Below are 23,109 nucleotides of genomic sequence, written 5' to 3'. Positions count from 1 at the left end.
TCCGCCTACTCGGCCGGCGGCCGGGGACGGCGCTTCTCGGGCTCGAAGATGGCGTTCACCAGGTCGGTGCACCACTTGAGCAGTTCCAGGTCGCGCAGCGGCCTGCCGCCGATCCCGCCGGCCTTGGGGACCGGGACCAGGAGGGTCCTGGTGCTCTCCTTGTAGATCGACTTGGGATACATCCGGCGCAGACGCAGTTCCTGGGATTCACGCAGCTCCACGGGGGAGAAGCGGATCTGGTTGCCCTGCATGACCACGTCGGCCAGGCCCGCCGAGCGGGCCAGGACCCGGAATCGGGCCACCGCCATCAGGTTGTCCACCGGCTGGGGCGGGGCGCCGTAGCGGTCGGTGAGCTCCTCGTAGGCGGAGAGGATGTCCTCCTCTCCGGTCACGCTCGCGATGCGCTTGTACGACTGGAGACGGAGCCGTTCACCCGGTACGTAGTCGTGCGGGATGTGCGCGTTGATGGGCAGTTCGACCTTGGTCTCGATCTCCTCGGCGGCCTCCGGGTCGCCCTTGAGCTCGGCCACGGCCTCACCGACCATGCGCACGTACAGGTCGAAGCCGACCCCGGCGATGGTCCCGGACTGCTCGGCGCCCAGGATGTTGCCGGCGCCGCGGATCTCCAGGTCCTTCATGGCCACGTACATGCCGGCGCCGGTCTCGGTGTGCTGGGCCACCGTGGCGAGCCGCTCGTAGGCGGTCTCGGTGAGCGGTTTCTCCGGCGGGTAGAGGAAGTAGGCGTAGGCGCGTTCGCGGCCGCGTCCGACCCGGCCCCGGAGCTGGTGCAGCTGGGAGAGGCCGTAGGTGTCGGCGCGGTCGATGATGAGGGTGTTGGCGTTGGGCACGTCCAGGCCGGACTCGACGATGGTCGTGGAGACCAGGACGTCGAAGTTCTTCTCCCAGAAGTCCACCATCACCTTTTCGAGCTGTTGCTCGTTCATCTGGCCGTGCGCGTAGGCCACGCGGGCCTCGGGGACCAGGCGTTTGATGGAGGCGGCCACCTTGTCGATGGAGGCCACCCGGTTGTGCACGAAGAAAACCTGGCCCTCGCGCATCAGTTCGCGTCGGATCGCCGCGGTGATCTGCTTGTCCTCGTAGGGGCCCACGAAGGTCAGCACCGGGTGACGTTCCTCCGGCGGCGTGAGGATGGTGGTCATCTCGCGGATGCCGGTCAGGCCCATCTCCAGGGTGCGGGGGATGGGGGTGGCCGACATGGCGAGCACGTCCACCTGGGTGCGCAGCCGCTTCAGCGCCTCCTTGTGCTCCACGCCGAAGCGCTGCTCCTCGTCGATGATGACCAGGCCCAGGTCCTTGAAGCGGGTCTCCTGGGAGAGCAGACGGTGGGTGCCGATGACCACGTCGACCTCACCGGTGCGCAGCCCCTCGCGGGTGACCTCGACCTCGCCGTCGGTCTGGAACCGCGACATCGGCTTGATGGTGACGGGGAAGGAGGCGTACCGCTCGGTGAACGTCGACAGGTGCTGTTGGACCAGCAGGGTGGTGGGCACCAGCACGGCGACCTGTTTGCCGTCCTGGACCGCCTTGAAGGCGGCGCGAACGGCCACCTCGGTCTTGCCGTAGCCGACGTCGCCGCAGATCAGCCGGTCCATCGGAACGGACCTGCCCATGTCCTTCTTGACCTCGTCGATGGCGGCCAGCTGGTCGGGCGTCTCCACGTAGGGGAAGGCGTCCTCCAGCTCGCGCTGCCAGGGCGTGTCCGGGCCGAAGGCGTGTCCCGGGGAGGCCTGGCGGGCCGAGTACAGGCGGATGAGGTCGCCGGCGATCTCGCGGACGACCTTGCGGGCCCTGCTCTTGGCCTTGCTCCACTCGGCGCCGCCCATCTTGGACAGGGTGGGCGCCTCGCCGCCCACGTACCGGGTGACCTCGCCGAGCTGTTCGGTGGGGACGAAGAGGCGGTCTCCGGGCTGGCCCCGCTTGGAGGGCGCGTACTCGATGAGCAGGTACTCGCGGGTGGCGCCCTGGATCTGGCGGCTGACCATCTCCAGGTAGCGGCCCACACCGTGCTGTTCGTGTACGACGTAGTCGCCGGGCTTGAGCTGGAGCGGGTCGACGGTGCCCCTGCGGCGGCTGGGCATGCGGCGCATGTCCCGGGTGGAGGAGCGCTGCCCCACCAGGTCGGTCTCGGTGAGCACCACCGTGTGTACCGAGCGCAGGAGGAAGCCGTGGTCGACCAGGCCGGTGGTGACGGTGGCGACGGCCTCCTTCGGGGGCCGGTCCAGGTCGTCGGTCCGGCTCGCGCCCAGGCCGGCGTCGCGCAGCATCGAGACGAGACGTTCGGCCGGGCCGTGGCCCTGGGTGACCAGCACGACGCTCCAGTTGTCGTGCAGCCAGCCCTTGATGTCGGCGAGGGCGCGTTCGGTGTCGCCGCGGTAGGAGTCGGCGGGCACGGCGCCCACGACCACCGCGTCGTCCTCCTCGGCGGTCCCGGTGTCCTCGTCGCCCGCGCTGAACGGGGTCAGACCCCACCAGGGCAGGTCGAGGTCGGAGGCGATCGAGCGCAGTTCGGCGATGGACATGTACGCCGATTCGCCGAGGTCGATGGGGGCCTCGCCGCCCGAGGCGGCGTTGATCCAGGAGGCGTCCAGGAACTCGGCGCTGGTGGCCTCCAGTTCCAGGGCGCGGGTGCGGATGCGTTCGGGGTCGCAGCCCACCACCATCGCGTTCTTCGCCAGGTAGGTGAGGAACGGTTCCATGCGGTCGGCGAGGACGGGGGCGAACGCCTCCATGCCCTCGACGGTCACGCCGTCGGCGATCTTGAGGAGGACCTCGGCCAGGGAGGGGTGCTCCTCGGCCAGGGCGCGGGCGCGGTCGCGGACGGTGTCGGTGAGCAGCAGCTCACGGCAGGGCGGAGCGAACAGTCCGGAGGCGGCGCCGCCGCGCGGGTCGTGGTTCTCTCCCTCGGGGCTGATGGAGCGCTGGTCGGCGACCTGGAAGTAGCGGATGTCCTCGACGGTGTCGCCCCAGAACTCCAGCCGCAGCGGGTGTTCCTCGGTGGGCGGGAAGACGTCCAGGATGCCGCCGCGGACGGCCATGTCGCCGCGCTTCTCGACCAGGTCCACGCGGGCGTATCCGGTGCCGGTGAGGGAGTCGACGACCTCTTCGAGCGACACCTCGTCCCCGGGGCGGATCCGTACGGGTTCGAGGTCGCCGAGCCCGGCCACCAGCGGTTGGAGGACGCTGCGGACCGGGGCGACGACCACGCGCAGCGGTGTGGTGAGCGGGTCCGAGGGGTCGGGGTGGGCCAGGCGGCGCAGGACCGCCAGCCGGCGCCCGACGGTGTCCGACCGAGGGGAGAGGCGCTCGTGCGGCAGGGTCTCCCAGGCGGGGAAGAGCGCGACCGAGTCGGCGGGCAGCAGTGAGCCCAGCGCGTCGGTCAGGTCGGCGGCCTCACGTTCGGTGGCGGTGACGGCGAGGACCGGTCGAGCGGCGCCCACGGGCGCGTCGGCCGCCAGCGCGCCCACCATGAAGGGGCGCAGTGCCGCCGGGGCGACGAGGTCGAGATGGGGATCGCGGCCGCCCCGGGCGGTCTCGATCGCGCTGTGCAGGGCCGGGTCCCGGGAGACGTCGGCGAGAAGTCCAGTAAGGCTCATAGCACCAGAGAGTGAAGTGGTCCGGTTCAGGCGTCGCGTCCTGCGGTACGTGCGGTGGCGGTGGTGGAGACGATCACGGCCGCGGGTCCCCTCGGTGACCCGTCCAGGCACGGGTGGGCCGCACGTGAGCTGGGCGGCCGCGCGTCGGATGGGTGTGTACCACCCGGTCTCCTTTCAGCTTATCCAGTCCGGAGGCGGCGTGGGGGACGGGTGCGCGGGGTCGTCGTCGACCGTTTCGGGTCGTTCCTCCCGCACCGGTTTCGGTGGGGACGACGACGGGGCACGATGACCAGAACCCACTATGAGCTGCCACTATTTCCGATTTCGGTGACTCGGCTCCTGGGCGGAGGTTCGGACGGGATTACTCTGGGGGCGATCCGGGACCATCCAGAGGGAGGGCGTACGTGGTGAGTGTGCACAGGCAGGCGGGCGGATCGGACCGGGAGCCCGGTCGTCGGACCGCCCCGGTGTTCGCTCCGGGGCCCGACGGTCTCGCCCACCTGGAACTCGTTCTCAACGGGGCCTATCCGTTCCCCGGTTTCATGGGGCGCGAGGACGCCGAATCGATCGAGGTCCGGGGCCGTCTTCTCGACGGTCGTCCCTGGCCGGTTCCGGTCACGTTGGAGGTGCCGGAGGGGCTCGCGGGAGAGGATCGGTTGATCCTCACCGACCCGGAGGGCGCTCCGCTGGCGGAACTGGCGGTGGGCGAGCACTGGAAGGGTTCGGAGGGAGACGAGGCCGCCCCGGTGGTCCACCGGTTGGCCGGTGACGTCACCATGTCGCGTCCGGCGATGTACGGGGCGCTGCGGGAACTGCGCGTCACCCCGGCCGAGGTGCGGGCTCAGCGTGAGCTCGATCCGACCGCCCACCAGCCGTTGTTGGCGGTGGTGACCGATCGTCCGCTGCACCATCGGGCCCTGCACCAGATCCGGGCCGAGGCCGACGCGCTGGGGCGTGACGGCGGTCGGGCCGAGGTGCTCGTGATCATCGACGCCCCCTTGGAGGACGAGGGCGCGGCGTCGGCGGTGCTGGCGGCAGAACCCCTGTTGCCTCCTCGGAGCGTGTTCGTGGTGGCCACCCTGCCCCGGTCGAGCAGGCGCGGGTCGGGTCCCTTCGGTGGTGAGTGGACCGAGCGCGACGCCGCTCTGGCCGCTCATGTGGCCGCCGCCTACGGCGCCACCCACATGCTGCTGGAGGCCGGTGGGCGCGGACCCGAGGTCGAGCGGGTGATGGCGCTGCGTCCGCCTTTGACGGTCCTGGACCCCGAACCGTGGCGGTACGACTCGGGTGAGGAACTGTGGAAGCCGTTCACCAGCGTCGATCCGGGGCGGGCACGACGTGAGCCCTCCGACGACGAGGTGGAGAACGAGTTGGCGCACGGCCGGGAGCTTCCCTCTTGGTTCACCCCGGCCCGGGTCGGGGCGGAGCTGGCCCGTCTGCGGCCGGCCCGGACCGAGCGCGGTCTCACCCTGCTGTTCACCGGGCTGTCCGGCTCGGGCAAGTCGACCATCGCCCGCGGCGTGTGCGACGGGATCCGGCGGGCGGGACGTCCGGTCACCCTCCTGGACGGTGACGTGGTGCGTCGCATGCTGTCCAAGGGGCTGACCTTCTCCCGTGAGGACCGTGAGCTCAACATCCGACGGATCGGCTACGTGGCCTCGGAGATCAACCGGCACGGTGGGGTGGCGGTGTGCGCGCCGATCGCCCCGTACGAGGCGGGGCGGGCCGAGGTGCGTGCCATGGTGGAGGAGTTCGGGGACTTCTTCCTGGTGCACGTGGCCACGCCGTTGGAGGTGTGCGAGGCTCGTGACCGCAAGGGCCTGTACGCCGAGGCCCGGGCCGGTAGGATCCCCGACTTCACCGGGATCTCCGGCCCCTACGAGGAACCGGTCGACGCCGACCTGGTGGTCGACACGGTGGACGCCGATCCGGCCGAGTCGGTGGCCGCGGTGATGGCGGCGCTGCGCGAGGGCGGTTGGCTCCCGGACCCGACCAGTACGTGAGTGAGGATCGATGACGGACGACGTCCGGCCCGCGGGCCATCGGGTGCTGCGCCTGGTGGAGGTGATGGAGACGCTGCGGCGGGAGTGCCCGTGGGACTCCTCCCAGACCCACGAGTCCTTGGCGAAGTATCTGATCCAGGAGTCCTACGAGACCCTGGAGACCATCGAGGAGGGCGATCACGCCCTGCTGCGCGAGGAGTTGGGCGACGTCCTGCTCCAGGTGGTCTTCCACGCGGCGATCGGTGCGGAGCGGCCCGAGGGGGATCCGGCGCGGTTCACCGTGGACGATGTCGCCGACGCCATCATCGACAAGATGACCCGACGTCACCCGCACGTGTTCGGCGGGGCGGAGGTGTCGGGCAGTGACGAGGTGCGGTCGAACTGGGAGGCCATCAAGGCGGCCGAGCGGGCGGAGAAGGCCCGTGCCGCCGGTGGTTCGGGGGAGTCCTCGGTGCTGGACGGGGTGCCCTTCGCCCAGCCCGCGGTGCTGTTGGCCTACGAGCTCCAAAAACGCGCGGTGCGCAACGGGTTCCCCGCCGATCTGGTGGGCGACGACGGCGCCGAGGGTGGCGAGCTGTTCGCCGCGGTGGCGACCGAGCGGGGCCGGGGGCGGGACGCCGAGACCGATCTGCGCGCGGCGGCGCGCAGGTTCGACGGTCGGGTCAGGGCGGCGGAGGAGGCCGCGCGCGCCGATGGTCGAGAGCCCCGTGAGCTGAGCGCCGAGGAGTGGCGAACCTACTGGTCGAAAACCGACAGGTAACCTCAAAAACCCTCAAATCGCGTTGATCAGTATTGACGCTGAAGTATGACGTGGAACACAGTGCTCCCGACCTCGGGTTCCTCCGTTCCGGCGCCCTCCGTCCTCGCGCCGGCCCCGAGGTCCACGCAGAGTGGAGCACCATGCGTCGTTTCGGTAACGCCCTCGCGGCGTTCAGCACCCGTTGGGTGCCGGACGCCTTCGTCTTCGCGGTCATCCTGTCCGGCCTGGTCTTCGGGATGGCGCTGTTCCTGACCGACCGGACCCCGGTCGAACTGGTCGGGGACTGGTACGGCGGGTTCTGGAACCTGCTCGAGTTCGGCATGCAGATGACCCTCGTACTGGTCACCGGCTACGCCCTGGCCTCCTCGCCCCCGGCCCGCGGGGCCATCGTCCGGGTGGCGGGGCTGGCCAGGGGGCCGATGTCCGCCGTGGGCGTCACCGCCCTGGGGGCCGCCCTGCTCGGCATCGTCCACTGGGGTCTGGGCCTCATCGCCGGCGCCCTGCTGGCCGTGGAGGTGGCCCGTTCCTGCAAGGACCGCGGGATCAAGGTGCACTTCCCGCTGCTGGTGGCCGGCGGCTACCTCGGGCTGATGGTCTGGCACAGCGGCCTGTCCGGGTCGGCGCCACTGCTGGTGAACACCCCCGGACATTTCCTGGAGGACCAGATCGGTCTGGTCCCGCTCAGCGAGACCATCTTCCAGCCGTTCAACCTGGTCTTCCTCGTGGTCGTCATCGTCGGGGCTCCGCTGCTGCTGATGAGCATGCACCCCAAGGCGGGAGAGGTCGAGGAGATCGACGACGCCCGAGGCGAATCCGAAGCCGAGGGCGGCCGGGGCTCCGGCGCTTCGGGCCCGATCCCCACCCGGACCGAGATCCGCGCCCTCTCCCCGGCCCAGCGCCTCATGCACAGCAGGATCCTGGTCTACGCGGTGGTCGCGGTCGGCCTGGTCCACCTCGTCCCCGCCCTGGTCACCGACGGTGTCGTGGGCATGGACATCAACCTGCTCAACTTCACGTTCCTCATGGCCGGTCTGGGACTGCACGGCACCCTGGCGAGCTACTCGACGGCCGCCGCCGAGGGCGCCAAGACCGCCTCGGCGGTGATCGTCCAGTTCCCGTTCTACGCCGGGATCATGGGCATCATGGACAGCTCCGGGCTGCTGGAGATCATCACCCAGTGGTTCATCTCCTTCTCCACCCCGTTCACCTATCCCTTCTGGGCCTTGATGAGCGCGGCCCTGGTCAACTTCGCGGTCCCCTCCGGCGGCGGCCAGTGGGCGGTTCAGGGCCCCGTCGTCATCGGGGCCACCGAGTCCCTAGGGATCTCCCCCGGCGTGGGTGTGATGGCGGTGGGCATGGGCGACCAGCTCACCAACGGCATCCAGCCCTTCTGGGCGCTGCCGCTGCTGGCCCTGGCCAGGCTCAGGGCGGGCCAGGTGCTCGGATACACGGCCGTGGTGATGATCTTCGCCATCGTCGTGGCCTCCCTGTGCATCACCTTCCTCACCTGACGCACTCGTGGCGGGAGGCGCGACCTACCGCGCCCCGCCGGGAACGTCGCGCACGTCGATCACCTCGGTCGCCGGGTCGCCCGGGGCCAGACCCGCGCTGAACGACTCCTGCGGACGGCGGGCGGTCTCGCTGATGGTCAACAACAGGCCGACGATGAGCCAGTTGGCCATCAGCGCGGACCCGCCCGCCGACATGAACGGTGTGGTCATGCCCGTCAGCGGGATGATCAGGGTGGCGCCGCCCAACACGATGAACACGTCGAACGCGGTGATGAACCCATAGCCCAACGCCGTCAACTTGAGGAAGACGTCCCGGCTCCCCAGAGCGATCCGGAACGCCCGCTGGGCGAACAGGAACAGCAGCGCCAACACCGCGATCAGCCCCGTCGCCCCGAGCTTCTCGCCCACCGAGACCAGGATCAGGTCGCTATCGGAGGCGAAGATCTCCTGGGCGTGTCCGGCGTGGAAGCCGGTGCCCAGCAGTCCGCCGTAGGCCAGGGCGATCATCCCCTCCACCACCTGGAAACTGCCGCCGGGCGCGTCGTAGACCTCCGGCTCGAAGGCGTGCATCCAGATCTCCACCCGGTTGCGCACGTGTCCGAACAGCAGATAGGCCACGTAGGCGCCGGCGGAGAAGGCCACCAACCCGATCAGCACCCAGGACTTGCGGGCCGTGGCCGCGTACAGGACCGCCAGGAACGTGCCGAACAGCAGCAGCGAGGTGCCCAGGTCCTTGGTGCCCACCAACAGCAGGATCGCCAGACCCCAGCCCACACCCATCGGGGCCAGGTCCCGAGCGCGCGGGGCGCTGAACACCTTCACCCCGCCGATCCGGAACGTACGGGTGACCAGGGCCAGGACCTCACGCCGCCGACCCAGGTAGGAGGCGAGGAAGATGACGAGCAGGACCTTGGCGAACTCCGAGGGCTGCACCGTGAACGGGCCCAGCGCGATCCACCGCCGCGCGCCGAGCACCTCGTGTCCCAGGGGCGAGAGCGGGAGCAGGAGCAGGATCAGCGCGGCCAGGGCGATCAGGTAGGTGTACAGGGTCAACCGGCGGGGCCGGCGTACGAACAGGACCGTGAGCGCGCACAGCGTCATCCCGGCCAGGGTCCACATGAGCTGTCGGTCGGCCTCGGTGTGCGCCGGCTCCGAGCCCCGCGACATCTGCAACGCCCAGATGATCGTGATGCCGAGCCCGCTCAACGCGGTGGCGACGGGGAGCAGGATCGGGTCGGCGTAGGGCGCGGTGAAGCGGAGCAGCACGTGCAGGACCAGGGAGCCCACACCGATGACCAGCAGGTAGGTGATCACCGCGGGGTCGATACCGCCGGTGATCGCCAGGGAGGCGGACCCCAGAGCGGCGGCGGTGGCGCCGAGCGAGGCCAGGAGGAGGGCCAGTTCGGCCCCGCGTTGGGGGACCGGGCGCATCGCCCCGTCCACGGCTTCGCTTCGAGGATCGGCCACTTTCGTCCCCACCGTTCGCGCGAGGTTCCCTGACGGCTCCGCGGGAGGATCGGGGCCCGAGATTCGCACTATAGGCGGGCGATACGTCGGATCCGGGTAAGTGGCCGGTTCCGGGCGGTTCGAGTCTCGGAACCGGCTGGAGGGCCCGGTCAACGCCCCTTGTCGCCGGCCCCGGACACGTCCGCGGGCGGGGGCGCGTCCAGGTCGATCGCCTCGGCCGTCTCGACCACCCGACGATCCAGGCCGGACAGGCGGGTCAGGAGCCCGCCGAAGCGGAGGAGGGTGTTGCGCGCGGTGAGGCCGAGCCGGGTGCGCGGCGCGAGGAAGCCGATCCCCGTGTCCGCGATCTCCTGGTTTGCCTTCACATAGGGGCGCATGCGCGTCTCGTAGGCGTGCAGAGCGGACGCGAGCCGTTCGTGTCGGGACAGCTCCAGGGCCAGGACGTAGGCACCGACCATGGCCAGGGTGGTGCCCTGGCCGGACATGGGGGAGGGGCAGTGAGCGGCGTCCCCCAGCAGGACGACCCGCCCCCGGTACCAGCGGTCCAGGTGGATCTGCTTGATGGAATCGAAATAGAAGTCGGGGCTGTGGGTCAGGTCCTCCAGGAGCCGATCGCACTCCCAACCGGCCCCGGCGAAGCGTTCGAGCAGGAACGCCTTCTGGTCGGCCTCGGGGGCGCGGTCGATGCCGTTCAGGTCGGGGGCGTGCAGGAGCGCGATGCCCTTGGCCCCGTCGAAGCGCGGTGAGCGGATCATCCCCGCGGCCCGCCCCGGTTCGTTGTACAGCCGGGCCTCCCGGTCCAGGCCGAGCCGGTCGGGAACACCGCCGATGCAGATGAGCGCGCCCATGTACCGGGCGTGGTCGTCCTCGGGACCCATGGTCAGTCTCCGGGTCTCGGAGTGCAGCCCGTCGGCGCCCACGACCAGGTCGAACAGGCGGGGCTCGGAGCGTCGGAAGGATACCCGGACGCCCTCGGGGGTCTCCTCCAGCGCGGTGATGGAGTCGTCGTATAGGTATTCGGTGTGTTCGACGGTGGGCTCGTGCAGGATACGGGTCAGGTCGCCGCGCACGATCTCCAGGGATCGGTCGTCGCCGGCGCCCATGGTCGGGGCGATGTCCGCGTAGGGGCGTCCCCGGGTGTCGACGAAGACGACCCTGCCGGTCTCGGTGACGGAGGCGCGCAGGGAGTCCAGGACCCCCATGCGTTCGGCGACGTCGACGGCGGCGCCGCGGACGTCGATGGCGTGTCCGCCCATACGCGGGGCGGGCGCCTTCTCGACCACGGTGGCGCGGATGTCGTATCGATGGAGCCAGTGGGCGAGGGCGGGGCCCGCGATGCTCGCTCCGGAGACGAGGACGGTTCGAACGGCGGTCATGGTGCCGTCAGAGCTCCTTGGGTCGTGGGGTCCTCAAACTAGGCCGTTACTTACCGGGCGTCAAGTAACTTACCGGTCGGCAGGTTGCGGATAGACTCAGGGCTCGAAGGCGAGCGACGGGAGTGATCAGGGTGGCCAGGGCGCAGAACGATACGAAGGCCCGGATCGGAGAGGTGGCCCTGGAACTGTTCGGCAGACAGGGCTATGAGCGGACGAGCCTGCGGGAGATCGCCGAACGTCTGGACATCACCAAGGCCGCGCTGTACTACCACTACCCGTCCAAACGGGACCTGCTGCGGGCCCTGTCCGAGCCGCTGCGACAGGACGCCATGGGGTTGGCCGAACGCTTCGACGGGCGGGCCGACGAACCGCGCGAGGTCCTGGGCGCCTACTTCGACCTCTGTGTGCGCCACAGCACTCTCATGGTCACGCTCCTCCACGACCTCGCGGGGTTGAGCGAGAGCGGACTGGTGGAGGAGGTGGTCGCCTGGCGACGACGGCTCGACGTCGCCCTGGTCGGGGAGGACGCGCCGATCCCCGCGCGCATGGGGGCCGTGGCCGCCTTGGGAGGCATCCAGGACATCGCCGTCCTGATGCCGGCGGAGGAGGCGACACTCCATCGTGGGCGGGCCGTGGAGATCGCCCTGGCCGCTCTGAGAGTCGGCATGTCCGATATGGACTAGACCAATCCGGGTGGGTGGGCTCCACCGATCGGAGCGCGGGTCGCTAGTCTCGTGTCCGGGTCCGGAGAGAGTGGACCCAGACACCGAAGAGACGGAGAGATCGTGGCGTCCATCGAGTCAGTACAGGCGCGGGAGATCCTTGACTCCCGGGGCAACCCGACAGTCGAGGTCGAGGTCCTGCTCGACGACGGGACCATCACCCGGGCCGGTGTCCCCAGCGGCGCCTCCACGGGCAAGTTCGAGGCGGTCGAGCTGCGCGACGGCGGCGACCGTTACGGCGGCAAGGGAGTGACCAAGGCCGTCACCGCGGTCAACGACGAGATCGCCGACGAGCTGCTCGGCCACACCCCGGACGAGCAGCGCATCATCGACCGGGCGCTCATCGACCTGGACGGTACCCCGGACAAGTCCCGGATCGGCGCCAACGCCATCCTCGGCGCCTCCCTGGCCGTGGCCAAGGCCGCCGCCGAGGAGGCCGGCCTGCCCCTGTTCCGCTACATCGGCGGCCCCAACGCGCACGTGCTGCCCGTGCCGATGATGAACATCCTCAACGGTGGCGCGCACGCCGACAGCAACGTCGACATCCAGGAGTTCATGGTCGCTCCGATCGGGGCCCCGACCTTCTCCGAGGCCCTGCGCTGGGGCACCGAGGTCTACCACTCCCTGAAGTCGGTCCTGAAGGCCCACGGCCTGGGCACCGGCGTCGGTGACGAGGGCGGCTTCGCCCCCGACCTGGAGAGCAACCGCGCCGCCCTGGACCTGATCGTCGAGGCGATCGAGAAGGCCGGCTACAAGGTCGGCGAGGACATCGCCCTGGCCCTGGACGTGGCCGCCACGGAGCTGTACTCCGACGGCGTGTACACCTTCGAGGGCAAGACCCGCACCGCCGAGGAGATGAGCGCCTACTACGCGGAGCTCGTCGACGCCTACCCGCTGGTCTCCATCGAGGACCCCCTCGACGAGGAGGACTGGGACGGCTGGAAGACCCTCACCGACCAGATCGGCGACAAGGTCCAGCTGGTCGGGGACGACCTGTTCGTCACCAACCCCGAGCGTCTCCAGCGCGGCATCCTCTCCGGCACCGCCAACTCGCTCCTGGTGAAGGTCAACCAGATCGGCACCCTGACCGAGACGCTGGACGCGGTCTCCCTCGCCCAGCGCAGCGGCTACACGGCGATGATCAGCCATCGTTCCGGCGAGACCGAGGACACCACCATCGCCGACATCGCGGTCGCCACCAACGCCGGCCAGATCAAGACCGGTGCCCCGGCGCGCAGTGAGCGGGTCGCCAAGTACAACCAGTTGCTGCGCATCGAGGAGGAACTCGACGACGCCGCCGTGTACGCGGGCGTGTCGGCCTTCCCGAGGTTCGCCAAGCGCGGCTAGTCTGCCCCAGTGTCCCGCGAAACCAAGCAGCCGCCCACAAAGTCCCGGAAGTCGACCAAAGCCGACAAGTCCCGGCAGGGCGCTGCCTCGAAAGCGGGGTCCAAGGCGACCAAGAAGGACACGAGCGCGGGCCGCACCCCTCGGGTGCGGCCCATGCTCACCAGCCGGGCGGCGATCCTCGCCCTCGTGATCTGCGTGATCGCGTTGAGCCTGGCCTATCCGCTGCGCGAGTACATCATGCAGCGCGCGCAGATCTCCCAGTTGAGGGAGGAGCGCACGCGTATGGAGGACAACGTCGCCGAGTTGCGCGAGCGCGAGGAGGCGCTCAAGGACGAGGCCTACGTCGAACGCGAGGCCCGCGCCCGCCTCCACTTCCAATACCCGGACGAGACCGCCTACATCGTCATCCGTCCCGGTGCCGAGGACGAGGAGGAGATCGACCCCTCCGAGCCCAAGGACCCCTGGTTCACCGAGCTGTGGCGCTCGGTGGAGGAGGCCGACCGTCCCGACCCCGACGAGGGGCTCTGAGCGGCCCGGAGACGCCCTTCGCGGCCCTCCGGGTGTGACGTACGGGGCGACCTTCCCGCCGCCGATTACACCTATGCTGGTGGGGTCATGACTTCCGCAGATCAGCCCGTTCCGGGGCACACCGACGGCGGTCCCGCTTCCGCAGAGGACCTCGCCGCGATCGAACTCCAGTTGGGCCGAACCCCGCGCGGGGTCCGTGCCGTCGCGCACCGCTGCCCCTGCGGTCTCCCCGATGTGGTGAAGACCGCCCCCCGCCTGGAAGACGGCACCCCCTTCCCGACGTTGTACTACTTGACCTGCCCGCGCGCCGCCTCGGCGATCGGGCGGCTGGAGAACGACGGCCGGATGCGCCTGATGCAGGAGCGTCTGGCCGAGGAGCCCGAACTTCGGGCGGCCTACACCGAGGCGCACGAGTCCTACCTGGCCGAGCGGGCCGAGCAGGCCCGACGTGACGGCGTGGAGCCGCTCCCCGAGGGCATGCAGAGCACCGGGGGGATGCCCACCCGGGTCAAGTGTCTGCACGCGCTGGTCGGCCACGAACTGGCCGCTCCGGGGACCAACCCCTTCGGTGCCGAGGCGTTGAGGGAGCTTCCCGACTGGTGGGACAAGGGTCCGTGCGTGTGCGTGGACGAGAACGCCTCCGAGGGCGATGAAGGGACGGACCGGTCATGAGCGGTGTCGCGGCGATCGACTGCGGAACCAACTCGATCAGGTTGCTGATCGCCGACGTCGTGGCCTTGGACGGTGACGAGGTCCAGGTGGTCGACGCCGACCGGCGCATGGAGATCGTGCGTCTGGGCGAGGGCGTGGACGAGACCGGCGAGTTCTCCGCCGAGGCGCTGGAGCGCACCTTCGAGGCGCTGCGCGGCTACGCGGAGGCCATCGAGGCCTACGGGATCCCGTTGGGGCCGGACACCGTGCGCATGGTCGCCACCAGCGCCACCCGGGACGCCCGCAACCGTCAGGTGTTCGTGGACGGGGTCCGCGAGATCATCGGTGTGGAGCCCGAGGTCGTCACCGGCCTGGACGAGGCCGAACTGTCCTTCGTGGGCGCCACGGCGGAGCTGGACGCCGCGGCGGCGGAGGGAGAGGCCGACCAGGACTTCTCCCCGCCCTTCCTGGTGGTCGACATCGGCGGCGGCTCCACGGAGTTCGTGCTGGGCGGTGCGTCCGAGGACGACGACCTGGTCGAGGCCTCCCTGTCGGTCGACGTGGGCTGTGTGCGCATGAGCGAGCGGCACCTGCGCTCGGATCCGCCGAGCGCCGAGCAGATCGCCGCCGCCACCGCCGACATCGACGCCGCGCTGGACGAGGTCGAGAAGGTCGTTCCGCTGCGCGAGGCCGGTTCGGTCGTGTGCGTGGCCGGTACCGCGACCACGGTCGCCGGGATCGCTCTCGACCTGCCCGAGTACGACTCGGAGCGGATCCACCACACGCGGGTCTCCGTCTCCGACCTGAACCGCATCACCGATGGGCTGCTGCGCTCCACGCACGCCGAGCGCGCGGAGATCGGAGTGATGCACCCCGGCCGGGTCGACGTCATCGGGGCGGGCGCCCTGGTGCTGTCCCGTGTGCTGGAGCGCACGGGCGCCGACCACTTCACCGCGAGTGAGCACGACATCCTGGACGGTGTCGCCTGGAGCCTCATCGCGGTGGGGGAGGGTCGGGAGTAAAACCGAATCCACGACCGCGTAACCTCCTCGAAAGGGCATTCCGGACATTCCGGTAGGGACTTTCGGGGAGCTCGCACCTGGGCCCACGGGTGAGAAGGGTCACCCGAAGGGCACTTGTGAATGCGTTCACAACCCATCTGACCTGCAATGATATCCATCGTCCGAGTTGAGAGATGGTGCGAAGGCAGAGGGATGTGAACCTTCTCTGTGGGGAGGTGCTTGTGAAAGAATGCACAAGCAGCTTCCAACAGGTCAGGAAACACGGCCTGAAGGCGGACCCGGCGACGTACGACGGGCCGAACGAAGACCGTGACACTCTTCTCGGCCCTTGGGACAAGGCGCCACAGAATGAACCGTTAGGGCGGATATGCGATGACCGAGAGCAGGAACTACCGGCTGGTACACGGCGGCGGGGACGAGGCGGAGATCCCGCACATCCTCATCGTCGGCGGCGGTTACCTCGGGATGTACACCGCGAGGCGGCTGGAGAAGAAGCTCGGGGCCGGTGAAGCCCGCATCACCGTCATCGACCCCAACTCCTACATGACCTACCAGCCCTTCCTGCCGGAGACCGCCGGAGGCAACATCTCCCCGCGCAACGTGGTCGTCCCGCTGCGCAAGGTCTTCGACCGGGTGCGCGTGCTCGGCGGACGTGTCGTCCGTATCGACCACGCCGACAACACGGTCCGCTACGAGCCCAACGTCGGCGAGCCGCAGACCCTCCACTACGACTACCTCGTGATGGCCGCCGGCGCGGTCTCGCGCACCCTGCCCATCCCCGGCCTGGCCGAGTGGGGCATCGGGATCAAGACCGTCGAAGAGGCGGCCTACCTGCGCAACCACGTCCTCAACCAGCTCACCATCGCCGACTCCACCGACGACAAGGACATCCGCGCCAAGGCGCTGAACTTCGTCTTCGTCGGCGGCGGGTTCGCCGGAGCCGAGGCCATCGCCGAACTCGAGGACCTGGTCCGCGACGCCGTCCGCCTCTACCCCTCGATCGACCAGAGCGAGGTCAAGTTCTACCTCATCGAGGCGGCCGACAAGATCCTTCCCGAGGTCGGCCCGGAGGTCGGCGGCAAGGCCCTCAACCAGCTCCGCCGCCGTGACATCGACGTGCGCCTCAAGACCTTCCTCGAGTCCGCCGTCGACCAGCACATCAAGCTCAGCGACGGCACCGAGTTCGACGCCGGCACCCTGGTCTGGACCGCGGGCGTCAAGCCCAGCCCGGTCGTCTCCGCCAGCGACCTGCCGCTCGGCCCCAAGGGTCACGTCGACACCAGCGAATACCTCACCGTCAACGGCACCGACAACGTCTTCGCCGGCGGCGACAACGCCCAGGTGCCCGACGGCAACGGCGGCTACTACCCGCCCAACGCGCAGAACGCCGTCCGCCAGGCCCCGGTCCTGGCCGACAACATCATCGCCACCCTGCGCGGCAACGACCTGACCGCCTACAAGCACAAGAACCTGGGCGCCGTCGCCGGCCTCGGCCTGCACAAGGGCGCCGCTCAGCTCTTCGGCAAGATCAAGCTCAACGGCCGTCTCGCCTGGTACGCGCACCGCTCCTACCACCTGCTCGCGGTCCCGACCTTCAACCGCAAGCTGCGGGTCCTCTCGGACTGGACGCTCGCCCTCTTCCTGCGCCGCGACTTCGCCGCGCTCCCGGAGATGTCCGAGCCCCGCCAGGCCTTCGAAGAGGCCAGCCGCCCGCAGGTCGAGGACGGACACCTGCGTCGCGTGAGCTGACCGGGGAAAAGCGTCGCCCCGCACGGTGAGAGAACGCGGTGACGCCCACTCACCGCACCATCGACGGACGCGATCGAACGCGAAACGACCGGTTTCCTTCGGGAAGCCGGTCGTTTCGTGTCCCCATCCGGCCAAGCCGAACCAAAGTGGGCAATCGGCCCGCCCGGTATGATGGGCACGCCCTCGTAGCCCAATGGTAGAGGCAGGCCCCCTAAAAGGGTCACAAGTGTCGGTTCGAGTCCGACCGGGGGTACTTTGTGTTGCTCTGCGTTTCCGCTGGCGCTTCGGCGCGTGTTCGGGCGCCAGGGGAGGGAGCGTTCTTCATCCTCGTCCACGCCTGGCTCGTTCCTCGCGGGCGGCTCGACTCGTCTTGCAGAACACTCCCGGCGCCCGAACGGGCAACCCCCGTGGCCGGGGTAGGAGACCGCGTGCACCGACCCCCCGTGGCGAGGTAGGAGACCGCGTGCCGGTCACACCCCATGGGACTGCTGCTCCATCAGGAGTTGGAGCTGGGTGAACAGGCGCTCCCCCGGATCGGACAGGTCGATCCCGCTGACCGCGATCGCCCGGCGCACCCGGTAGCGCAGCGTGTTGGGGTGGATGTGCAGCCGCTCCGCCGCCGCGCGAGCGTCCCCGAAGGCCTCCAGATAGGCCAACAGAGAGTGCACCAGGTCGGCGCCGCCGCCCCGGTCGTGCTCGATCAGCCGGCTCACCCTCGGATCCCGTAGCGACGGATCGGTGCGCAGATGGGCGAGGGTCTCGCTGATCAGGACACGGGAGCGCACATCCGAGATGGTCGCCACCTCCCAGTCGGTGCCCCGGTCCAGGTCGCGTCCCATCGCGTCCAACACCCGGTCGGCCTCGGCCCGGGACTCGGGCACGTCGCCCAGCCGTTCCACCGGAGAACCCACCGCCGCCCGTACGTGCAACCCCAGCGCGGATCTGGCCGCCGTCACCGTCTTGCGGGTCAGGGCCAGCACCGAGTGCTCCACGGAACGCGGAGCCTCCCTGCTCGGCCCCCGGGGCAGGTCGGGAAGCAGAACGTACACCCGACCGCTCAACTCGGTGACCAGGGAACTACGCCGGTAGGCGGCGGTGTGCACCGACACCAGGTCGATCAGCTGGCGACGGCGCAGCTCCCGTTCGGGACGGTCCGGACGCTCCTCGATCGGTCCTCCCTCGGGGTCCTCGCCCCCGCCCGAACCGTGCCGGAGGGAGAAGGCCACCACCAGTGCGGCCCGGTCGGTGTGCACCTCCACGGTGTCGGCCAGAGCGGCGGCGTCGATCCGGCCCTCCAACAGGCTGGACAGCAGATCCTCGCGCAGTCTCAGGCCCGCGTTGGTCTGGTTGCGCTGCCGGATCATCTGCAACGCCGTGGTGCGGGCGGCGCCCAGCAGGGCCTCCTCCGCGTGCTCGGACAGGGGGCGTTCGCCCTCCTGCACCCAGATCGAGCCCAAGGGGCGGCGTCCCGCGTGGATGCCCACGGCCAGTCGGCGACGGATGCCCAGCTCGGGGTGTTCGTCGATCCGTACGACCTCCTCGCCCGCGCGCAGCTTCGCGAACACCCCCCACTCGCGGAGCAGCGCCAGATAGGACTCGGGGCCCTGCCGGCCCAGGACCGACAGGCGGCGGAGCTCGTCCACCTCGGCGCCGCTGGAGTAGGCCAGCACCCGGCTGGCGGAGTCCTCGATGCTCACCAGACCGCCGGTGAGCCGGGCGATCGTCTGCGCCATGGAGAACAGATCGCCGCTGGCCTCGCCCAGATCCTCGGACGAGGTCGGTCGGGCGTCGTCCACGATGCTCCGGCACACCGACTGGAGCTGCTCCCATCGCACCTCGGGGCGGACCGCCAGCAGGGCGATCCCGCTCTCCTGCGCCTCGGTGCGCAGAGCGCGCAGTTCGTCGGTGGCGCGCTGGGAACGGCCGCTCCGATGGTCGCTCGGCGGGGGCAGGACCTCCTCCGGCTGGGGGTGGGCGCTGGTCTTGACCGCGACCGCCGTCGCGCCCTGCTCGGCCAGGGTGCGGACGATGCGTCGGGCCTGACCGCCGCGGACCCCGATCAACAGGACCAGGTCGCCCTCCCGGGCCTCGACGCGGTCCTCGGGGTCGAGGATGACGACGTTGTCCACCTGAACATCCAGGCCGGCGGGGGCCGCGGCCACGTCCACGATGGGGTCGCCCAGGGACAGGAGCAGCCGTCGTAGCGGCAGCCCCGTGTCCGTCTCCTCATCCTCTCCTGGATGACCAGGCATGATGTCGTTCCTCAACAGTCGCCTCCGAGGGATGACACTACTGGAGTGGTGAGGGTGGGGTGGAGGATGCGCAGGCCACGTGAGTGCCTCGGTTTGTCCTGGTGAACAAATAAGGCCGGCAAAGAGTGGCCCGGTCCACAACGTGGGGGCTTTCACATTCTGAGACCGTTGAAACAGCCCAACCCTGCTCGTTCAGGGACATTCTTTCCAGGGAGGTGCCCATGGACGCCGTGACCAACGTCCCGCTGCCGGTGAACGAACCCGTTCTCTCTTACGCGCCCGGGAGCGCCGAGCGCGCCGAGCTCGTCGCCAAGCTCGAGGAGCTCGGCCGCGAGAGCATCGACCTGCCGATGCGCATCAACGGCGAGAGCCGTATGGGCGGCGGTGAGCCGATCGACGCCGTTCAGCCGCACAACCACGCGGCCGTCCTGGGCACGATGCGCAACGCCACCCACGAGGACGCCCGCGACGCCATCGCCGCCGCGAAGGCCGCCGCCCCCGCCTGGCGCGCCATGTCCTTCGACGACCGCGCCGCGATCATCCTGCGCGCCGCCGAGCTGCTCTCCGGCCCCTGGCGCGCCACCATCAACGCCGCCACCATGCTCGGCCAGTCCAAGACCGTGCAGCAGGCGGAGATCGACGCGGCCTGTGAGCTGATCGACTTCTGGCGCTTCAACGTCTCCTACGCCCGCGAGCTGATCCAGCAGCAGCCGCTGAGCGTCAAGGGCGTCTGGAACCGCATGGAGCAGCGTCCGCTGGAGGGGTTCGTCTACGCGATCACCCCCTTCAACTTCACCGCCATCGCGGGCAACCTGCCCACCGCCCCGGCCCTGATGGGCAACGTGGTCGTGTGGAAGCCGTCCCCCACGCAGCAGTTCGCCGCCGAGCTGACCATGCGCCTCCTGGAGGAGGCCGGCATGCCCCCGGGCGTCATCAACATGGTCACCGGTGACGGCCTCGCGGTCTCCGACGTCGCCCTCAACGACCCGGACCTGGCCGGTGTCCACTTCACCGGTTCCACCAAGACCTTCCAGCACCTGTGGAAGAGCGTCGGCGAGAACATCTCCAACTACCGCTCCTACCCGCGCATCGTGGGCGAGACCGGTGGCAAGGACTTCATCGTCGCCCACTCCTCCGCCGACCCCGAGGTCCTGCGCACCGCCATCGTCCGCGGCGCCTTCGAGTACCAGGGTCAGAAGTGCTCGGCCGCCTCCCGCGTCTTCGTCGCCCGCTCCGTGTGGGAGAAGACCCGTGACGCCCTGGTCGCCGAGACCGAGGCCCTCACCATGGGCGACGTCACCGACCTGTCGAACTTCGTCGGCGCCGTCATCGACCGCCGCTCCTTCGACAAGCTCGCCAAGGTCCTGGAGGACGCCAAGTCCGACCCGACCCTGGAGATCATCGCCGGTGGCACCGCCGACGACTCCGTCGGCTACTTCGTGCGCCCGACCATCATCGAGGGCACCGACCCGGGCAACGACGTCTTCCGCACCGAGTACTTCGGTCCGATCGTCGCCGTCCACGTCTACGAGGACGACCGCTACGACGAGATCCTCAAGGTCGTCGACGAGGGTTCGGCCTACGCCCTGACCGGTGCCGTCCTGGCCACCGACCGCGCCGCCGTGGCCAAGGCGACCGAGGCCCTGCGCTTCACCGCCGGCAACTTCTACATCAACGACCGCCCGACCGGCTCCATCGTCGGTCAGCAGCCCTTCGGCGGCGGTCGCGCCTCCGGTACCAACGACAAGGCGGGTTCGGCCCAGAACCTGTCCCGCTGGTCCAGCCCGCGCGCCATCAAGGAGACGTTCGTCGCGCCGACGGTCTCCTCCTACCCCCACCAGGGGTGACACACGGGACGCGCCCTCTTCCCCTTCCCCGGAAGGGGCGCGTCCCCTCGGGCCGGGACACGACCCCCACGTTCGGAGTCGTGTCCCGGCCCCTCCACCCCCCGAGGAACCCAACGCCGCCGTCGGCACACCGACCGGTCGTGCTTCGCCCGCGCCAGCCACCGGCTCGCGCACGTCTTCTTCGAGGTCTCCATGCTTCGCAAGCCCCTGCTGCTCGCGGCCAGGTCCACGACCTGCCGCAAGGTCGTCGAGCGCACTCCCATGACCCGGGCCATGGTCACCAGGTTCGTCGCCGGTGCCACCCAGGAGGAGGCCCTGCCGGCCGTCCGCGACCTGGCCCGTGACCGGTACGTCACCCTGGACTTCCTGGGCGAGGACACCACGGACATGTCCCAGGCCACCGCCACGGTGACCGCCTACCAGGACCTGCTCGCCGCTCTGGGCGAGGCCGGTCTGGGCGACCGTGCCGAGGTCTCCGTCAAGCTCTCCGCCGTCGGTCAGTTCCTGAACCGTGACGGCGAGAAGATCGCCCTGGAGAACGCGCGCGCCATCGCCGAGGCCGCCAAGGCGATCGGCACCACGGTCACTCTCGACATGGAGGACCACACCACCACCGATTCCACGCTGGGCATCCTGCGTGAGCTGCGCGAGGACTTCCCGTTCGTGGGCGCGGTGCTCCAGGCCTACCTGCGCCGTACCGAGGCCGACTGCCGCGACCTGAGCGGCGCCGGCTCCCGGGTCCGACTGTGCAAGGGCGCCTACGACGAGCCCGAGTCCGTGGCCTTCCGGGACAAGCACGAGGTGGACAAGGCCTACGTGCGCGCGCTGCGTGTCCTCATGGAGGGCGAGGGCTACCCGATGGTGGCCTCGCACGACCCGCGCATGGTCGCCATCGCCGGTGAGCTGGCCGCCGCCAACGGTCGGGGCGCGGACGACTACGAGTACCAGATGCTCTACGGCATCCGGGACAACGAGCAGGTGCGTCTGGCCGCCGAGGGCAAGCGCATGCGCGTCTACGTCCCCTACGGCGACGAGTGGTACGGCTACTACATGCGTCGTCTGGCCGAGCGTCCGGCGAACGTGCTGTTCCTGGCCCGTTCCCTGGTCACCCGCGGCTAGCGGGGGCACGAGCCCCGAGCGCCCGCCGTACCCTCGATGGTGCGGCGGGCGCTCTCGTTCCCGTGTCTCAACGGTGACCTCGACGTCGGAACCCGCTGTCCGACCCGTACGTTAACTTGTGGGCAGCAATCCACGCGTGAAAGGCCATTACTAGACATGCGGATGCGGAGTTCCAACCCCGTCCTCAAGCGAGCGCTCCAACAACAGTCCGGGGCCCGGCAGGGCTACGGTCAGCCCGGTCACGGTCCGCAGGGCTATGGGCAGCCGGGGTACGGACAGCCGTACCCGCAGCAGGGTTACGGCCAGCCCGGATACCCCCAGCAGGGCTACCCCGAGCAGGGCTATCCCCAGCAGACCTACCCGCAGCAGGCGGCCGACGACCAGCCGATGACGATCGACGACGTCGTCGTGCGCACCGGTATGACCCTGGGCGTGGTCGCTCTCTTCGGCGTTCTCAACTACTTCCTCTTCGACCCGTTCAGCCCGGGGCTCAGCCTCGGCCTGATGGTCCTGGGCGCGCTCGGCGGGCTCGTCCTGGGCCTGGTCATCTCGTTCAAGCAGATCACCAACCCGGTCGCGATCCTGATCTACGCGGCTCTGGAGGGTCTGTTCGTCGGTGGCCTCTCGGCCCTGCTCGCCACTCAGCTGGAGATGGCCACCGGTACACCCGGTGAGGGCGCGACACTGGTCACCCAGGCCGTCATCGGTACGGTCGCGGTCTTCGCCGTGATGCTGGCCCTGTACAAGTTCCGCATCATCAAGGTCACCGACGGCTTCATGAAGGCCGTCACCTACGCGGTCATCGGCGCCGCGGCCCTGATGCTGATCAACTTCGTGCTCAGCTTCTTCATGGCGGGCGGCCTCGGTCTGCGCGAGCCCACCTGGCTGGGTCTGGGCGTCGGCGTCGTGTTCGTCGTCCTGGCCGCCCTGACCCTGGCCGTGGAGTTCCGCGGTATCGAGGAGGGCGTCAACGCCGGCGTTCCGGGCAAGTTCGCCTGGCAGTTCGCCTTCGGTCTGACCGTCTCCCTGGTCTGGCTCTACATCGAGATCCTGCGTCTGCTCTGGATCATCAAGACGATGTTCGCGGACTGACGCGAGCGTCCTCGCACGTGTGAAGGGGCCGCCTCCGGAGTATCCGGGG

At 69.7% G+C, this 23,109-nt stretch carries 16 protein-coding genes and 1 tRNA gene; 13 read left to right on the top strand and 4 right to left on the bottom strand.

Annotation, left to right across the window (positions count from 1 at the left end; translation table 11 throughout):
• Nucleotides 1–5: 5 nt before the first annotated feature.
• On the bottom strand, nt 6–3,614 hold the full coding sequence (gene mfd, locus U9J66_RS22315) for a transcription-repair coupling factor (RefSeq protein ID WP_014909528.1): 3,609 nt from the start codon (nt 3,612–3,614) through the stop codon (nt 6–8).
• A 404-nt stretch (nt 3,615–4,018) separates the two neighbouring features.
• Between mfd and cysC the strand changes: the two genes are divergently transcribed.
• The 3 genes from cysC to U9J66_RS22300 all read left to right on the top strand — a co-directional run bounded on the left by cysC (nt 4,019) and on the right by U9J66_RS22300 (nt 7,888).
• The gene (cysC, locus tag U9J66_RS22310; RefSeq protein WP_017535866.1) at nt 4,019–5,617 is read left to right on the top strand and encodes an adenylyl-sulfate kinase; all 1,599 of its coding nucleotides are present in this window, start codon (nt 4,019–4,021) and stop codon (nt 5,615–5,617) included.
• Between the two features lie 10 nt (nt 5,618–5,627).
• On the top strand, nt 5,628–6,377 hold the full coding sequence (locus U9J66_RS22305) for a MazG family protein (RefSeq protein WP_014910474.1): 750 nt from the start codon (nt 5,628–5,630) through the stop codon (nt 6,375–6,377).
• Nucleotides 6,378–6,517: 140 nt separating this feature from the next.
• Entirely contained in the window at nt 6,518–7,888 is a 1,371-nt protein-coding gene (locus U9J66_RS22300; RefSeq protein ID WP_326338615.1) for a short-chain fatty acid transporter, read from the top strand.
• A 24-nt stretch (nt 7,889–7,912) separates the two neighbouring features.
• Here U9J66_RS22300 and U9J66_RS22295 read toward each other — a convergent pair whose 3' ends face one another.
• On the bottom strand, nt 7,913–9,319 hold the full coding sequence (locus U9J66_RS22295) for an FtsW/RodA/SpoVE family cell cycle protein (RefSeq protein ID WP_442789868.1): 1,407 nt from the start codon (nt 9,317–9,319) through the stop codon (nt 7,913–7,915).
• A gap of 185 nt (nt 9,320–9,504) precedes the next feature.
• Nucleotides 9,505–10,731 carry an FAD-dependent monooxygenase gene (locus U9J66_RS22290; protein ID WP_326338595.1) on the bottom strand — a complete coding sequence of 409 codons (1,227 nt, stop codon included), beginning with the start codon at nt 10,729–10,731 and terminating at the stop codon, nt 9,505–9,507.
• 131 nt (nt 10,732–10,862) lie between these two features.
• Between U9J66_RS22290 and U9J66_RS22285 the strand changes: the two genes are divergently transcribed.
• The 7 genes from U9J66_RS22285 (at nt 10,863) to U9J66_RS22255 (ending at nt 17,003) form a co-directional block, all read left to right on the top strand.
• Nucleotides 10,863–11,414 carry a TetR/AcrR family transcriptional regulator gene (locus U9J66_RS22285; protein WP_161111247.1) on the top strand — a complete coding sequence of 184 codons (552 nt, stop codon included), beginning with the start codon at nt 10,863–10,865 and terminating at the stop codon, nt 11,412–11,414.
• Nucleotides 11,415–11,516: 102 nt separating this feature from the next.
• Nucleotides 11,517–12,800: a phosphopyruvate hydratase gene (gene eno, locus U9J66_RS22280; protein ID WP_014909559.1), complete on the top strand. Its 1,284-nt coding sequence runs from the start codon at nt 11,517–11,519 to the stop codon at nt 12,798–12,800.
• Between the two features lie 153 nt (nt 12,801–12,953).
• On the top strand, nt 12,954–13,328 hold the full coding sequence (locus U9J66_RS22275; RefSeq protein WP_014909423.1) for an FtsB family cell division protein: 375 nt from the start codon (nt 12,954–12,956) through the stop codon (nt 13,326–13,328).
• Nucleotides 13,329–13,415: 87 nt separating this feature from the next.
• Nucleotides 13,416–14,000, top strand: a complete 585-nt coding sequence (locus U9J66_RS22270) for a DUF501 domain-containing protein (protein WP_017535860.1) — start codon at nt 13,416–13,418, stop codon at nt 13,998–14,000.
• Nucleotides 13,997–15,001 (top strand): Ppx/GppA phosphatase family protein, encoded by a 1,005-nt coding sequence (locus U9J66_RS22265; RefSeq protein WP_014911637.1) that lies wholly within the window; start codon nt 13,997–13,999, stop codon nt 14,999–15,001. The genes U9J66_RS22270 and U9J66_RS22265 overlap by 4 nt, the downstream gene beginning before the upstream one ends.
• Nucleotides 15,002–15,373: 372 nt before the next feature.
• Complete coding sequence (locus U9J66_RS22260; protein WP_014909010.1) at nt 15,374–16,750, top strand: NAD(P)/FAD-dependent oxidoreductase; 1,377 nt, start codon at nt 15,374–15,376, stop codon at nt 16,748–16,750.
• A gap of 179 nt (nt 16,751–16,929) precedes the next feature.
• Nucleotides 16,930–17,003, top strand: a tRNA-Leu gene (locus U9J66_RS22255).
• A gap of 217 nt (nt 17,004–17,220) precedes the next feature.
• Here the strand turns inward: U9J66_RS22255 and U9J66_RS22250 are convergent.
• Nucleotides 17,221–19,002 carry a PucR family transcriptional regulator gene (locus U9J66_RS22250; RefSeq protein WP_014912592.1) on the bottom strand — a complete coding sequence of 594 codons (1,782 nt, stop codon included), beginning with the start codon at nt 19,000–19,002 and terminating at the stop codon, nt 17,221–17,223.
• 221 nt (nt 19,003–19,223) lie between these two features.
• Between U9J66_RS22250 and pruA the strand changes: the two genes are divergently transcribed.
• From pruA to U9J66_RS22235, 3 genes are all read left to right on the top strand, one after another.
• A complete protein-coding gene (pruA, locus tag U9J66_RS22245) occupies nt 19,224–20,849 on the top strand; it encodes an L-glutamate gamma-semialdehyde dehydrogenase (protein ID WP_017535858.1) in 1,626 nt (541 codons plus the stop codon).
• Nucleotides 20,850–21,041: 192 nt separating this feature from the next.
• Entirely contained in the window at nt 21,042–21,968 is a 927-nt protein-coding gene (locus U9J66_RS22240) for a proline dehydrogenase family protein (RefSeq protein ID WP_042282897.1), read from the top strand.
• A 156-nt stretch (nt 21,969–22,124) separates the two neighbouring features.
• Entirely contained in the window at nt 22,125–23,060 is a 936-nt protein-coding gene (locus U9J66_RS22235) for a Bax inhibitor-1/YccA family membrane protein (RefSeq protein ID WP_326338592.1), read from the top strand.
• Nucleotides 23,061–23,109 lie beyond the last annotated feature (49 nt).

The organism is Nocardiopsis sp. LDBS1602, assembly GCF_035818715.1.
GTDB lineage: Bacteria > Actinomycetota > Actinomycetes > Streptosporangiales > Streptosporangiaceae > Nocardiopsis > Nocardiopsis alba.
Note: the sequence above shows the minus strand (reverse complement) of the source record. Positions and strands in the feature narration are given on the sequence as shown.